At 73.1% G+C, this 14,544-nt stretch carries 9 protein-coding genes; 5 read left to right on the top strand and 4 right to left on the bottom strand.

The window, feature by feature from the left end; genetic code table 11:
- Positions 1–7 precede the first annotated feature (7 nt).
- The 3 genes from ACZ6JS_RS08480 to ACZ6JS_RS08470 all read left to right on the top strand — a co-directional run bounded on the left by ACZ6JS_RS08480 (position 8) and on the right by ACZ6JS_RS08470 (position 4,782).
- Positions 8–424, top strand: a complete 417-nt coding sequence (locus ACZ6JS_RS08480; RefSeq protein WP_469296840.1) for an ACT domain-containing protein — start codon at positions 8–10, stop codon at positions 422–424.
- Positions 425–617: 193 nt separating this feature from the next.
- Complete coding sequence (locus tag ACZ6JS_RS08475) at positions 618–3,440, top strand: ATP-binding protein (protein ID WP_469296838.1); 2,823 nt, start codon at positions 618–620, stop codon at positions 3,438–3,440.
- Positions 3,441–4,281: 841 nt separating this feature from the next.
- Complete coding sequence (locus ACZ6JS_RS08470; protein ID WP_030030746.1) at positions 4,282–4,782, top strand: hypothetical protein; 501 nt, start codon at positions 4,282–4,284, stop codon at positions 4,780–4,782.
- A 70-nt stretch (positions 4,783–4,852) separates the two neighbouring features.
- Here the strand turns inward: ACZ6JS_RS08470 and kstD are convergent, their stop codons facing one another.
- The 3 genes from kstD to ACZ6JS_RS08455 form a co-directional block, all read right to left on the bottom strand.
- Complete coding sequence (gene kstD / locus ACZ6JS_RS08465; RefSeq protein WP_469296836.1) at positions 4,853–6,646, bottom strand: 3-oxosteroid 1-dehydrogenase; 1,794 nt, start codon at positions 6,644–6,646, stop codon at positions 4,853–4,855.
- A gap of 123 nt (positions 6,647–6,769) precedes the next feature.
- A complete protein-coding gene (locus ACZ6JS_RS08460; RefSeq protein ID WP_469296834.1) occupies positions 6,770–7,162 on the bottom strand; it encodes an MmcQ/YjbR family DNA-binding protein in 393 nt (130 codons plus the stop codon).
- A gap of 136 nt (positions 7,163–7,298) precedes the next feature.
- Positions 7,299–8,423, bottom strand: a complete 1,125-nt coding sequence (locus ACZ6JS_RS08455) for an aminoglycoside phosphotransferase family protein (RefSeq protein WP_469296833.1) — start codon at positions 8,421–8,423, stop codon at positions 7,299–7,301.
- Between the two features lie 229 nt (positions 8,424–8,652).
- On the opposite strand from ACZ6JS_RS08455, the gene ACZ6JS_RS08450 reads away from it, so the two are divergent.
- The gene (locus ACZ6JS_RS08450) at positions 8,653–10,152 is read left to right on the top strand and encodes a DNA-binding protein NsdB (RefSeq protein WP_469296831.1); all 1,500 of its coding nucleotides are present in this window, start codon (positions 8,653–8,655) and stop codon (positions 10,150–10,152) included.
- 231 nt (positions 10,153–10,383) lie between these two features.
- Here the strand turns inward: ACZ6JS_RS08450 and ACZ6JS_RS08445 are convergent, their stop codons facing one another.
- Complete coding sequence (locus ACZ6JS_RS08445; RefSeq protein ID WP_469296830.1) at positions 10,384–11,805, bottom strand: PP2C family protein-serine/threonine phosphatase; 1,422 nt, start codon at positions 11,803–11,805, stop codon at positions 10,384–10,386.
- Positions 11,806–12,295: 490 nt separating this feature from the next.
- On the opposite strand from ACZ6JS_RS08445, the gene ACZ6JS_RS08440 reads away from it, so the two are divergent.
- Positions 12,296–14,524 carry a xanthine dehydrogenase family protein molybdopterin-binding subunit gene (locus ACZ6JS_RS08440; protein WP_469296828.1) on the top strand — a complete coding sequence of 743 codons (2,229 nt, stop codon included), beginning with the start codon at positions 12,296–12,298 and terminating at the stop codon, positions 14,522–14,524.
- Positions 14,525–14,544 lie beyond the last annotated feature (20 nt).

Below are 14,544 nucleotides of genomic sequence, written 5' to 3'. Positions count from 1 at the left end.
TGACCGCATGAGCGGAGAGAGCGACCTGCGGAAACTGCTGAGCGGCATGCGGCCGGAGCTGAACGAGGGCGCGTACGTGTTCTGCACCGTCCCCGGCACCGCGGTCCCCGCCGGAACCGCGCCCGTCGCCACCGTCCTGGAGGACGAGGGCCTCACCCTCGTCCTGCGCCAGGAGGACGCAGACGCCGCCGGACTCGCCTACGACTTCACCGCAGGCTGGATCACCCTGCGGATCCACTCGGCGCTCGACGCCGTCGGCCTCACCGCCGCCTTCGCCGCCGAACTCGGTGCCCACGGTCTGAGCTGCAACGTCATCGCCGGATACCATCACGACCACCTCTTCGTGGACGCCGACAGGGCCGCCGAGGCCGTGGCCGTCCTGGAAGGCCTCGCGGCACGTTCCGGACAGGACCGATCGGCTTAGGACCTCATCGGAACCATCTCGAAATCCCCTCGGAAAGCCTCCGGGAACCCCCGCGGAATCCCGTCGGAAAAGAAGATCGGATTCTTTCCGGCACTGGGACACCCCGCGATGTGCGCGGGCGTACGCTGATCTCCCAGAACAGGCCTGGGGGGTACCAGCCATGACGGACCACCGGACGCGCAGACGGCGTACCATGGTCGAACGCGATGCCGAACTCGCCATCGTCGACGAGGCCCTGGACCAGCTCACCGGTCCCGGGCCGGACGCCGGCGGCGCGCTGCTGGCCTTTTCCGGGCCCGCAGGCCTCGGCAAGACCACCCTGCTCGCCGAGCTGCGCCGCCGCGCCCACGCCCGCTCCTGCACCGTCCTCGCCGCCCGCGGCGGCGAACAGGAGCAGAGCCAGCCCTTCCACGTCGCCCGCCAGCTCATCCAGCCCCAGCTGGCCGGCACCTCCGAACAGGAACTGCGCGCCGCCCTCGGGAGCTGGTACTCCATCGTCGGCCCCGCCCTCGGACTCTGCGCCCCCGAACAGGCCGCCCCGCCCGACCCCCAGGGCCTGCGCGACGGCCTCGACTGGGTCCTCACCCACCTGGTCGTCAAACGCGCCCCCGTCGCCCTCGTCCTCGACGACGCGCACTGGGCCGACCCCGAGTCCCTGAGCTGGCTCGCCGCCTTCGCCCCCCGTGCCGAACACCTCCCGCTGCTCCTCGTCGTCGCCTACCGCCCCGACGAACTGCCCGCGCACGCCGACGCCTTCCGCACGCTGCCGGGCCGGGCGGGACAACGTCCGCTGCCCCTCTCCCCGCTCACCCCGGCCGCCGTCGCCGCGCTCGTCCGCGAGGCCATCGGCGAGCACCCCGACGACGCCTTCTGCCACGAGGCCTGGACCGTCACCGCCGGCAACCCCTTCGAAGCCGTCGAACTCACCGCCAAGGTCCGGGGCAGGGGGCTGCGGCCCGTCGAGGAGAACGCACCGCAGCTGGCCGACCTCGCCGCCGCCCAGCGCGGCAGCGGCCTCGTCGCCCGCCTCGAACGCCTCGGCCCCTCCACCGTCCGCTTCGCCTGGGCCTGCGCCGTCCTCGGCACCGCCATCCCGCAGGACATAGCCGCCCGGGTCGCCGCCCTCGGCACCGAGGAGGCCGCCGACGCCACCGCACGCCTGCGGGACGCCCGCATCCTGTCGGCCGCCGGCTCCACGACGAACCGGGAACCGGAGACGGGGCTGGAGTTCGTCCACCCCCTCATCGCCACCGCCATCTACCGCGCCATCCCCGACGCGCTGCGCGTCGCCCTGCACGGGAAGGCCGCCGCGGCCGTCGTCGACGCGGGCCTCGGCTCCTCCGCAGCCGCCCGCCACCTCCTGGAGACCCACCCCGAGAACGACCCCTGGGTGGTGCGCACCCTGCGCGAGGCGGCCGGCGAGAACCTCCGCGCCGGCGCCCCCGACGCCGCCCGCCGCCAGCTCGCCCGCGCCCTGCGCGAGCCACCCGACTTCGGCGAACGCGCCGCCGTGCTGTACGAACTGGGCTGTGCCTCCCTGCTGACCGAGCCCGCCAACACCGTCAACCACCTGCGGGCGGCCCTCGCCGAACCCTTCGACGACCCCGCCCTGCGCCAGGGCATCGTCATCCGGCTCGCGCAGGTCCTCGCACACAGCGACCGCCTCGCCGAGGCATCGGAGACCCTCGCGCGCGAGATCGCGCAGACCCCGGACGTCCGGGCCCGACTGCGCCTGCAGTCAGAGCAGTTCATGTGGGACGCCTTCAACGCCGCCGAGACCGACTCCCCGGCCCGCTCCCGGCGTCTCACCCGGCTCGCCGACCGCCTCACCGGCCGCGACCTCACCGAGCGGTACGTGATCGCGCTGCGCGCCTGGGACGCCTGCCTGCGGGGCGAACCCGTCGACGTGGTGCTGCACCATGCGGGCCGGGTACTGGAGCGGCCCTTCAGCTGGGCGTACGAGGACCGCGGCTTCGAAGTCCCCGTGCTGACCGCCATGGTCCACATGTACGCCGACCGGCCCGGCCGCGCGGAGGAGCTGTTCGAGGCGGGCACCGCCGAGTTCGAGCGCCAGGGCTGGCGCGGAGCCCACCTGTCCTTCGCATACAGCCTGCGCGCCTACATCCGCTACCGGCGCGGACGTCTCGCCGATGCCGAGGAACTGGCCCGGTCCGGCCTGCGCCTCGCCGAACGCGTGGGCCGGCGCACCCCCGTCCACTGGTACGCCATAGCGATCCTCCTCACGACACTGCTCGCACGCGGCCGCGTCGACGAGGCCTGGGAGCTGGCCCAGGAGCACGAGTTCGGCGCTCCCTTCCCGGCAGCCGTGGTCTTCCCCGACTCGCAGACCGTCTACGCCGAACTGCTGCTCGCCCGGGGCGAGGTGAGGGCGGCCGCCGGTGAACTGGAGGCGGTGGAGCGGCGGCTGACGCCGCGCGGCATCCAGAATCCCGCCTGGTGCCCCTGGCAGCTGCACCTCGCGCGGGCCGTCGCCGCCGACGATCCGCAGCGGGCCCGCGCCCTCGCCGCCGACGCCGTCCGGCGGGCCAGGGCCTTCGGCGCCCCCTCCGCCATCGGCCAGGCCCTCAGGGTGGCGGCGGAGGTCGCCGAGCCACAGGACCGCACGGAGCTGCTCCGCGAGGCGGTCACCCTGCTCTCGGCGTCACCCGCCGGCTACGAACTCGCCCGCGCCCTGAACGCGCTCGGCTACCGGCTGCGCGACGCGGACCTGCTCACCGCGGCCGTGGTCACGGCCCGGGAATGCGGCGCGGACGCCCTGGTGGAGGAGGCCACCGAGACCCTGCTGGGCCTCGGCGGCGCGCTGCCCGGCGGATCGCCCCGGGTGGACCGGGTCACGGAGGAGGAGATCCGGGCCGCGGACCAGGCCGTGCGCAGCGAGAAGGAGCCCGAGCCGGCATCCCCCGACTGGGTGCTCTCCTCGGCCTGCCGCAAGCTGGGCACCGACCGGTCCGGGCTGCGCGCCGCACTGGAGTCGTTCGCCCGTAGCTCAACGTGATCGCGCGGCCGCCTCCCGGCGGGCAGGGCGGCCGCATGGACCACATCGACACAGTCCCCTTTTCCGGAAGCAGGCGGCTTTCGATCAGGGGGTCCGCCGGGCCTGCGACCGGGTGAGCCGGTGCCGCCGGCCCCGTCGTGTCCCGGCAGGACGGTCACCGAACCGGTCCACCACCTCGGCGGAGGGCACCCCTTCCGCGCGCGCGTCCCGCGCGAACGGCTCACGACCCCGCCGTTCCGCCCGCCCCGCCCTCCCGGGGTCCCGACGGCCCGACGCGCTGACCCAATGGTTCGCCCGCGGGCGCCGGGGAGCTCCCGCGCGAGCTGAGGCCGGACACCCGTCGGCACGTGGTCGACGGAGCGGACATCGGGCTTCTGGCTGCGGATGCGGCTGATCGAGCCGGACGTCCACCGCTGGGACGCCGAGTCCGCGACCGGCACCCCCGCCCCCTCGACCCCACCGTCGCCGTGGACGCCGTCACCCGGACCGCCGACACGATGGCCCCGGACCGCCACACCCGGCAGAAGGCACCGCCGGATACGGGGAGAGGTACCGCTTCCGGCGTACGGACGGCCCGGAATCCCGGACGGTCCTCTTCCCGGGTGACCAGGTGCTGCTGGGGACCGGCGCCGACGGCCGCCGAGGCCGCCGGCTCCGCCCCGGACCCGGCGCCCTTCCCGCGGCGCCGCCTCCGCCCGCCGCCCGGCACGGCACGGGGACACCCGCCTGCTCCCGCACGGGTTCACCCTGGTCCCACCCGTCTGACGGGCCCGCCCGCGCGCGGGGGTGGGATCAGGGGCCCCCGGGCCGTAAAACTCCTGCGGCCACGTACCATGGCCGCATGTCCTTCCTCCGCCGCCACCGCGCCGCCACACCCGCCGGCCCGGACTTCGATGTCCTGGCCATGGACCCGGGGGACTGGCCGGGCAATCTCGGGGCCGGGCTGCTGCCCGCGCCCGACGGCAGCTGCCAGGGGGTCTTCCTCCGCTACGACCTGTTCGGCGGACGCGGCCCCGCGATGATCATCGGAAACCTTCCCGAGGGATCCCCGGCCCGCGACCTCACCGACGGCCAGGTGCCCTTCGAGGTGGCCCAGCTCCTCGACGCGCTGGAGAACGACGAGGACGTCGAGGTCACGGGCGTCGAGGACTGCCCCGTCATGCAGGGCGACAACCTCCTCATCGTCCGGAAGATCAAGCTGTCGGAGTCCCGCATCTCCTGCGTCCAGTTCGACCGCAGCGACAACGTGCTGGTCACCATTGCCAGCTGGGACCGTCCGATCACCGACGACCTCTACGCCCTCCTGAAGCCGCTCCCCGCCGAGCTCTTCCAGCAGGGCTGACCCACCGGGTCGCCCGGACCGACCCCTCCCGGTCGCTCCGGGACGAACCCGCGCGGTCAGTCCCGCCCGGTCACGCGTCCGCGATGTCGTTCGCCGCCACGTAGCCGAACGTCATCGCGGGGCCGATGGTCGACCCGGCCCCCGCGTAGCTGTGGCCCATCACCGCGGCGCTGGCGTTGCCCGCCGCGTACAGGCCACGGATCACCGAGCCGTCCGCGCGCAGTGCCCGGGCCCGCGCGTCCGTGACGATGCCGCCCTTCGTACCGAGATCCCCGGGCACGATCTTGAACGCGTAGAACGGCGGCACCCAGATCGGGGCCAGACACGAGTTCGGCTGCACGTTCGGGTCCGTGTAGTAGTGGTCGTACGCGGTGTCGCCCCGGTGGAAGTCGGAGTCGGTCCCGCTCCACGCCTGCGCGTTGAACCGGCCCAGCGTCGCCCGCAGCGCCGCCGCCGGTACGCCGATCTGCCCCGCCAGCGCGTCCCACGTCCACGCCTTCTTCGCCGCACCCGCCCGGTACCACGCGTCCGGGAAGGGCAGCGTCGGCAGGATGTCCTTGAACAGGTACTTGTTGCGGTAGTTCTGATCCACGATCAGCCACGCCGGTATGTGCGAACCCGTCGCGCCGCGGTCCCTCTCGTACATCACGTGCACCACATCGCTGTACGGCGCCGCCTCGTTGACGAACCGTGTCCCGAGGGCGTTGACGATCAGCCCGCCCGGCAGGGTCCGTTCGGCCAGGCAGAAGTACGGCTCCCCGGGCAGCGGGATCGACGGCCCCCACCACGCGTCGTCCATCAACGCCAGCGACGCCCCGGCCCGCTGGCCCGCCAGGATGCCGTCACCCGTGTTCTCCTTCGCGCCCACCGACCACTGGGTGCCGATCGGCTGCTGCTGGTACTGCGCCCGCATCGCCGCGTTGTGCTCGAAGCCGCCCGAGCCGACGATCACCCCCTTGCGGGCCCGCACGACGCCCCGCACGCCCTCCTTGTCCACCACCACGCCGGTGACGGCGCCGCCCTCCTGGACCAGGTCCACCAAGGGGCTGTTCAGCCACAGCGGTACCCCGGCCCGCTGCAGTCCGGCCCGCAGCCCGGCCGCCAGGGCCTGGCCCATCGTCAGCGGCTTCTCCCCACGCAGTGCTGCCTCCGTACCGCGCGCCAGGCACTCGGTGGACACGGCCAGACCCCTGGCGCTGACCGCCGCGAGGTTCAGCCACTTGTAGTCCTGGCTGAAGACCACCATCCCGGCGGGCACCGGCATGTACGCCGGGTTCAGGCGGGCCAGTTCGCCGCCGAGGACGTTCCCGTCGATCTGGTCCGGCTCGATGGAGCGGCCGTTCGGCAGACCGCCCGGCAGGTTGGGGTAGTAGTCGCTGTACCCCTCCATGAAGCGGAAGCCCAGCGGGCTGTTGGCCATCACGAAGTCCAGCATGCGGGGGCCGTTGGCCAGGAACGCGGCCTGGCGGTCGGCCGGCACCTCGGGTCCGACGACGGCCGACAGGTACGTCGCCGCCTTCTCGGGGGTGTCGGGCACCCCGGCGGCCAGGATCACCGAATTGTTGGGCAGCCAGATGCCGGCGCCCGAGCGTGCGGCCGACCCGCCGAAGGTGGGGGCCTTCTCGATCACCAGGACGCTCAGCCCGCGCTTCGCGGCGGTGAGCGCGGCCGTCATCCCGGCCGCCCCGGAACCGACCACGACCACGTCGTACTCGCCGAGGGGAGGCCCGGCCCGGCCGGCGTCGGCCCGTGCGGTGCCGGACGGCAGCACCGCCGCGGCGAGCACACCGGCCCCCGTACCGGCGAGGACGGCGCGTCTGGACGGGAGGGGGGCGGTGGACGTGCGTGAAGCGCTTGCGGACATGGGCAGGCTCCAGCGGAGAGGGAAAGGAGGGTGACTCCAGCATGTCTGATACTGAGTCAGAAAAGGTGTTCGGGGGATCATGTGATGTCAAGCCATCCGACACCCGAGCACACGACCGTCGGCTCAGCCCTCCGGCCCCATCCGGGCGTCCAGCTCCTTCACGTGCCGCTTGAGGGCCACCGTGCGATAGCTCTCCTCCACCCACTCGCACAGCACCTGCACCGAGGGCGCACCCTCGTCCGCCAGCGGGACCGACACCCAGCCGGACCGGCCGAGGCCGTACCCGGTGGGCTCCGCCCCCGGCACGGTCATCGCGTGCCCGTGCAGCGCCTCGTCCTGGAGCTTGACGGACAGCCCGGGCTGTTGCGGCCCTTCGACGTTGCCCAGGAACACGAAGATCTTCTTGTTCACCTTCATCACGCAGTCCTCGGGCCCCCACGGATGGTCCTCGACGGCCTCCGGGAGCCCGAGGGCGAACTCCCGTACCGCCTCCCACTTGCGCACTCCGGACTTCATCAACGCCTCCTGTCGGGCCTCCGCCGCTCGTCGCTCCCACGCTAGCGGAGCCCGGCGCCGCGCTCGGCGGACCGCGAACGAGCGAAGTCCCGTGGCGGTGGGCGCCACGGGACTCGCGTCCGGGGGAGAGGCAGGGTCAGCGCGTGCCCACGGCCGCGCGGACCGCCCTGCGTGCCATACCCGCGTCGTCGTGCAGGCGGCGGAGCAGCAGTCGCTGCTCCTCACCGGAGGACAGCGCACCCGTCGGCAGCGGCTGGGCCGGGGTGGTCGCCAGCATCGAACGCTGCACCGCCGTCTCCGACATCCGGATCTCCCGGGTCAGCACCAGCATCAGATTGATCAGGAAGGCGTCCCGGGCCACCGGTCCGGCAGACTGGGCGAGCCGGCTGATCTGGGCGCGGGCGGCGGGGGCGTCACCGAGTACCGTCCACAGCGTGGCGAGGTCGTAGCCCGGCAGGTACCAGCCCGCGTGCTCCCAGTCGAGCAGCACCGGGCCGGCCGGGGACAGCAGCAGGTTCGACAGCAGCGCGTCGCCGTGGTTGAACTGCAGCGCCGTCCCCGACACCTTGACGCCGTGGAGCAGCTTCTGCAGGTCGCCGAGGTCCCGGTCGGTGAGCAGCCCCAACTCGTAGTCGCGGGCGATCCGCCGTGCGTAGTTCATCGGGGTCCCGAACAACTCCGTCGGCGGCTGCCACTGGTTGACCCGGCACACCGCGCCCAGCGCGGCGCGGAGGTCCACCCGCGGCGGCGGCTCCACAGGGTGCCGCTGAAGTGCCGCGACCCGGCCCGCCATCCGCTCCACCACCAGCGTGCAGTTCTCCGGGTCGGCGGCGATCAGCCGCGGCACCCGGACCGGGGGGCGGTGCCGGACGAACGCCCGGTAGGCCGCTATTTCGTGCCGGTAGCGCTCACGCCACTCCGGCGAGTGGTCCAGTAAAACCTTCGCGACGGCGGTCATGCGTCCGGTGGTGCCCACCAGGAGGACCGAGCGGCCGCTGCGCCTCAGCACCTGCACCGGCGCGAACTCCGGACAGATCCGCTGCACCGACGCCAGCGCGGTGCGCAGTTGCGCTCCCTGCGGCCCCGAGAGGTCGATTCTTCCGCTGACGGGCTGCGATCCCGCACTCGGCATCCGCCGCGCCCGGACGGTGCCCTGCGCCGGGGCCGCCTGGCGGCCGGGGTCGAGGTAGGGGCCGCCGCCCGCCGGGAGCGTGCGGTGCGACCGGACCGGTGCGGACACGGAGGACGTTGCTGCGTACATGGTGATACGGATCCCTTCGTGCGCCGACGAGTTGCGAACGCCGCCCCGCCGATCCCGTGCTTCACCCTGGGGAGTTCCGCCGGTGACCGGGGCGGGGAGGCGCATTCCTACCTGACACCCGGCGCAAGGTGGCGAACCATCGGGCGTGCCCTGGCGAAGCCTGGCGAATAGTCGCTGGGCATCTGACGGCGGGCTACTGTCAACTCAGCCGAGAACCTGGGGGCTTGACGTGAGCAAAGGTCCAAACACCCGCTTGAACGACCTGTTCGGCCTGGCCGGCTGGTCGAAGGGCGAACTGGCGAGGATGGTGAACCGGCAGGCGGCGGCCATGGGCCACCCCCAGCTGGCCACCGACACCTCGCGGGTGCGGCGCTGGATCGACATGGGGGAGAGTCCCCGCGAACCGGTGCCCACGGTACTGGCAGCACTGTTCACCGAGCGGCTCGGTCGTGTCGTGACCATCGAGGACCTCGGGTTCGTACGACAGCGGCGCACCTCCAGACGGCAGCCGGACGGGGTTCGCGAGAACCCCGAAGGCATGCCCTGGGCGCCCGAACGCACAGCCGCGGTCCTCACCGAATTCACGGGAATGGACCTCATGCTCAACCGTCGCGGTCTGATGGGCGCGGGCGCCGTGCTCACCGCCGGCTCCGCCCTCACCAACGCCATGTACGACTGGCTGCACACCGACCCCTCCCCGGCGAAGCGGACCCCCGGGCACTTCGGGGACTCCTTCCAGGCCGACCCGGCGGGATACGACCGCTACGAGGCCGCCCCGATCGGCTCCCAGGAGATCGAGGCGCTGGAGCGCTCCGTCGAGGTGTTCCGGGCCTGGGACGCCTCCAGAGGCGGCGGACTGCAGCGCAAGGCCGTGGTCGGCCAGCTCAACGAGGTGGGCGGGATGCTCGCCTACCACCACCCCGACCACCTCCAGCGGCGGCTGTGGGGCGTGGCGGCCAACCTGGCGGTCCTCGCGGGCTGGATGTCCCACGACGTGGGCCTCGAACCCACCGCGCAGAAGTACTTCGTCATCGCCGCGCACGCGGCCCGCGAGGGCGGCGACCGCCCTCGCGCGGGGGAGGCGCTGTCCCGCGCCGCCCGCCAGATGGTCCACCTCGGCAAGCCGAACGAGGCACTGGACCTGATGAAGCTCGCAAAGTCCGGCTCCGGCGAGCAGACCCTGCCGCGAACCCGCGCCATGCTGCACACCATCGAGGCCTGGGCACAGGCCGCCATGGGCAAGGGCCAGGCGATGCGCCGCACCCTGGGCGAGGCGGAGGAGCTCTTCGTCTCGGACAAGGGCGATGTGCCGCCGCCGAGTTGGATGCAGCACTTCGACGAGGCGGACCTGCACGGCATGCAGGCCCTCGCCTACCGGACCCTCGCCGACCACGATGCCACGGCGGCGCCGATCGCCGCGCGCCACGCCAAGGAGGCCCTGCGGCTGCGCGGCGAGGGCTACCAGCGCTCGCAGATCTTCGACTACATCTCCATGGCCTCCGCCTGCTTCATCGCCGACGAGCCGGAACAGGCCGACCGCTATGCGCGGCTCGCCCTCGTCTCGATGAACGAGACCTCTTCGCACCGGACCTGGGACCGTCTGCGCGAGATGTACCGGCTCACCGGCCAGTACGCCGGTTACGCGCGCATCGAGGATCTGCGGCAGGAGATCGAGCTGGCCCTCCCGGACTCCCCGGCACCGAGTGGCCTGCCGGCCACGGGAGTCTAGTCCCCCCAGCGCGGCCCCGCGGGTTCCGCACGGCATGCACGCCTCTCCCGCGGCCGGCACGAGGGCGAGGACCGGCACGTCGGGACCTGGTACCCCGACGACAGCCACAGACGAGAGCCGTCAGCCCACAGACGAGAAAGGCCGCGCCCTCCGGCGCGGCCCTGAAGTCCGTGCGACTGTTCGTGCGACTGTCCGTACGACCGGCCCTGTGGCCGGCCGTGACCGTCGTTGCTATCCGCCGACGCGGGCGACCAGCACGCAGGCGTCGTCCTCCCGCTCGCTGTCCCCGAACTCCTCGACCACGAGCCGTACGCAGTCCTGTGCCGACCGCGCCGCCGAGAACCGCGGCGCGAGTGCCAGCAGCCGCTCGGTGCCGTCCGCCCGGCTGAACTCGATGCTGCGCGGCGTCAGACCGTCGGTGTGCAGCACCAGCAGGTCGCCCACCTCCAGCCGCTCCTCGGCCTGCCCGTACGAAGCCCCGGAGGTCGCGCCCAGCAGGACGCCCTCCGGCGGGGTCAGGGCACGGCCCGACCCGCGGCGGAACAGCAAGGGGGCCGGGTGGCCCGCCTGGGCCCAGGACAACACCCGGCGCACCGGGTCGTAGCGGCAGCACACGGCCGAGCCGAGCGCGGGCTGGACGGAGGTCTCGAGGAGCTGGTTGAGCCACCCCATGAGCGGCCCCGGCGCGATCCCGGCCATGGCCATGCCGCGCAGGGCGCCCAGCATCATGGCCATCCCGGAGGTGGCGGTCACGCCGTGCCCGGTCAGGTCGCCGACCGTCAGCATCGAGCAGCCGTCTGGCAGTTCGAGCGCGTCGTACCAGTCCCCGCCGATCAGTGCGCTGGTCGCGGAGGGCAGGTAGTGCGCGGCCACGTCGAGCGTGCCGGCGTCGCTGTGCGGGAACCGCAGGGAGCCGCGCCACGGGGGGAGCACGGCTTCCTGCAGCTCGACCGCGAGCCGGTGCTCGGTCTGCGCGATCTCCCGCTGGCGCTGCAGCGAGTCACGGGACTCGCGCACCGCCCGCTGGCTCCGCCGCAGTTCACTCACGTCCCGCAGTACGGCCCACATGGACGCCGTGCAGCCGTCGGGGTCGAGTACCGGCTCGCCCCTCATGTGCAGCGTCCGGACCCGGCCGTCGGCACGGACGATGCGGAACTCGCCGTCGATCGGCCTGCCGTCCACCAGGCAGGCGGTGACCCACGCGGTGAGCAGCGGCTGGTCCTCGGAGAACAGGGTGGAGCCCAGCTCGTCGAGGGGGAGCGCACCCGCCTCGGGGGACCGGCCGAAGATCTGGAACAGCTCGTCGGACCAGCTGACCTCGTCGGTCAGGAGGTTCCACTCGGCGCTGCCGACCCGTGTCTGGACCTCGGGCGCCACCTCGGGGGCCGCCTGCGGGAAGGCGACGGCCTCGGGTACCGGGGGCAGGCCCTCCTTGAGCTGGCCGAGGTGCTCGCGGAGGTCGTCGAGGTGGTGCACGGCGAGGTCGCACAGCGCGCGCTGCCAGCGGCCCTGGGCGTCGTCGTCATCCACGACGGTGTCGCGGCGGACCGCGTCCACGTCTCCCCGAAGGCGCCGGGTCTGGGAGATCAGCGCGTCCACCGACCCCGGCTCGGGCGGCTGCGCGGGACGGTCCGCGAACAGGTGGGACGGCATGAGAACTCCGATACAGGCGCGGCACGGCCAGGTCTGAAGGAAGGACCGGTAACGACTGTTGCACAGGCAGCGACACTGTGTAAGGCGTTTGGCAACATCCGCCACGTTCTTGCTTCGGGCATATGCCGCCGTCCTGCCGGGGCCTTCGCCGCGTGCGAACGAATCCGGTCAGAGAGGGTTCGGCGGCTCGCAACGCATCCCAGCCGGTGGGGCGCGTGGTGCGTCCGGGGCGGGTGACCGGAATCCGGCCATCCAGCCTCCTGTGACTCGATCAAACGCCCGATGCGTACGAGGTGTTCACGCGGACGCATTCGCGCGGTACCCGGTTCAGCGCCCTCCCCGAGATACCCCCGAACGGATGACCCGGGGAGGGCGAGGCGGCGAAATCGAGGCTTCCCCCCAGAGCCCCTGGTCGCTACCGTACGTGCCGGTAATAAAACGGGGGAGGTCCGCACGGGCGGGCCCGCGCAGCGCTGGGGACACAACGACATTGAGCGGGCAGCACCACGCCACCGGCCGGAGCCGGCGTTCCTTCCTCACCTACCTCGTGGCGGCGCCGACCCTCGCGCTGGTCACCCGCGCCGGAGCCGATGCCGCGGCCCCCCAGGCCGCCCAGGCGGTGGTGCCGTCCCTGCCGGCCATCGCCGACGTGGTCGACCTGGGCGACCTCTTCATCCTGGCGGGCGCCCCCACCTCCGCCCTGCTCGCCCTCGCCGTGGAGACGGACGGCACCATCCGCTTCCGGCTGCCGCGCGAGGAGGTCGGCCAGGGACTCACCACCGCGGTGGCCATGCTGGTCGCCGAGGAGCTTGACGCGCCCCTGGCCGACGTACGCGTGGAACTCGACGACGCCCGGCCCGAGCTGCTGTTCAACCAGCTCACGGGCTCCTCCAACTCCATTCGCTCCCTCTACGGGCCGGTCCGCCAGTGCGCGGCCACCGCGCGGGCCCGCCTCGTCGCGGCCGCCGCCCACCGCTGGAGCCTCTCCCCGGCGTCGCTGACCACAGCCGACGGGTCCGTCCGGGCCCCCGACGGACGCACCGCCCCCTACGGCGAACTCGCCGCGGCCGCCGCCGCCCCCGGCCTCGTCGTCCTCGGGACCACCCCCAAGAAGGCCGCGCAGCACGCCCTCGTCGGCCGGCCGACGAGCCGGATCGACGCCCGCGCCATGGTCACCGGCGCTCAGCGGTACACCCTCGACCTCGACGTGCCCGGCGCCAAGCCCTGCGTGGTGCGCCGCCCGCCCACCTTCGGCGGCACCGTCCGCACCGTCACCAACCTCTCCGCGGTCCGGTCCATGCCCGGGGTGCTGGACGTGGTCACCGTCCCCACCGGCGTCGCCGTCGTCGCCGAGACCTTCGGGCAGGCCCTCACCGCGAAATCGGCCCTCCAGGTCACCTGGGGACCGGGCCCCGCCGACCAGCTCTCCGACGCCCAGATCCGCACCAGGCTGCGCGCCGCCACCCCGCCGCTGCTGGTGCCGCCCCTGCTCACACCGTACGTGGACGCCGAGTTCGACTTCGCCTTCGTCAGCCACGCCCCGATGGAGACCAACTGCGCCATCGCCGACGTGCGCGACGACCGGGCGGAGATCTGGTCCGGCCTGAAGTCCCCCATCGTGGCCCGCCAGACCATCGCCGCCGACCTCGCACTGCCCCTGGACAAGGTGACGGTCCACGTCGTCCAGGCCGGCGGCTCCTTCGGCCGGCGGCTCTTCTTCGACGCAGCCCTGGAGGCGGCCCGGATCTCCAGGGCCTGCCGCCGTCCGGTCAAGCTGATGTGGACCCGGGTGGACGACACGCGCCACGGACGGATGCGGCCCGCCACCCACCACCGGATCCGCGCCACGCACCTGCTGGGCGAGGTCCTCAGCTTCGAGCACCGTGTCGCCGCCGCCGAGACCGACTTCCGGCACGGCCTCGGCGAGATGATCACCGCCACCGCGGCGCACCTGCCGCTGGGCATCGGCAACGCCACGCTCGCCCAGACCCTGTTCCTGACCACCGTGAAGTCCCCCTACCACTTCGGACTCACCACCCAGGCCCTCACCGAGGTGCCGACGGGCATCCCCACCGCCTCGTGGCGCTCGGTGTACTCCGCCAACACGCGAGGGGCCGAGGAGATCGTGGTCGACCAACTGGCCGCGGCCACTGGCAAGGACCCGTACCGCTTCCGGCGCACCTTCCTGAAGAGCGACGCGCAGCGCGCCGTACTGGACAAGGTCGCGACGGAGGGGAACTGGGGGCGCGCCATGGAGCCCGGCTGCGCGCAGGGCATCGCCTTCCACGAGGAGTACAAGTCCCGCACGGCCTGTCTCGTCGAGATCGACACCCGGGACCCGCAGCGCGCCCGCGTCACCAAGGCCGTCATCGCCGTGGACGTGGGCCTGCCGGTCAACCCGCGCGGACTGGAGGCCCAGATGATCGGCGGCCTCACCGACGCGATCTCCACCACCCTGCGCGCCGGACTCCACATCGACAAGGGGCTTCCACTGGAGGGCAGTTACAGCCAGTTCCACTGGGCGCAGCAGCGCGACACCCCGCGCGACCTCAGGGTCTTCGTCCTCCCGGCCACCGGTACGGAGCCGGGCGGCGCGGGCGAGCTGGGCGTGCCCGCCGCGGTCGGCGCCATCGCCAACGCCTGGGCCCGGGCCACCGGTTCGAAACCGCGCAGCTTCCCCCTCGACTTCGACGTCGACTTCACCCCCTACCCCCGATAGCCGCAGAGCCAGGAGTACGC

The organism is Streptomyces sp. NPDC046349 (assembly GCF_055587885.1).
The sequence above is the reverse complement of the archived record's forward strand: the minus strand, read 5'-3'. Positions and strand labels throughout refer to the sequence as shown.

What these genes read in the sequence shown, in the direction of transcription:
- ACZ6JS_RS08460 (WP_469296834.1), bottom strand. Translation starts at nt 7,162, where the DNA reads ATGAAGTCCGGAGTGCGCAAGTGGGAGGCGGTACGGGAGTTCGCCCTC.
- ACZ6JS_RS08470 (WP_030030746.1), top strand. Translation starts at nt 4,282, where the DNA reads ATGTCCTTCCTCCGCCGCCACCGCGCCGCCACACCCGCCGGCCCGGAC.
- ACZ6JS_RS08475 (WP_469296838.1), top strand. Translation starts at nt 618, where the DNA reads ATGGTCGAACGCGATGCCGAACTCGCCATCGTCGACGAGGCCCTGGAC.
- ACZ6JS_RS08445 (WP_469296830.1), bottom strand. Translation starts at nt 11,805, where the DNA reads ATGCCGTCCCACCTGTTCGCGGACCGTCCCGCGCAGCCGCCCGAGCCG.
- kstD (WP_469296836.1), bottom strand. Translation starts at nt 6,646, where the DNA reads ATGTCCGCAAGCGCTTCACGCACGTCCACCGCCCCCCTCCCGTCCAGA.
- ACZ6JS_RS08480 (WP_469296840.1), top strand. Translation starts at nt 8, where the DNA reads ATGAGCGGAGAGAGCGACCTGCGGAAACTGCTGAGCGGCATGCGGCCG.
- ACZ6JS_RS08455 (WP_469296833.1), bottom strand. Translation starts at nt 8,423, where the DNA reads ATGTACGCAGCAACGTCCTCCGTGTCCGCACCGGTCCGGTCGCACCGC.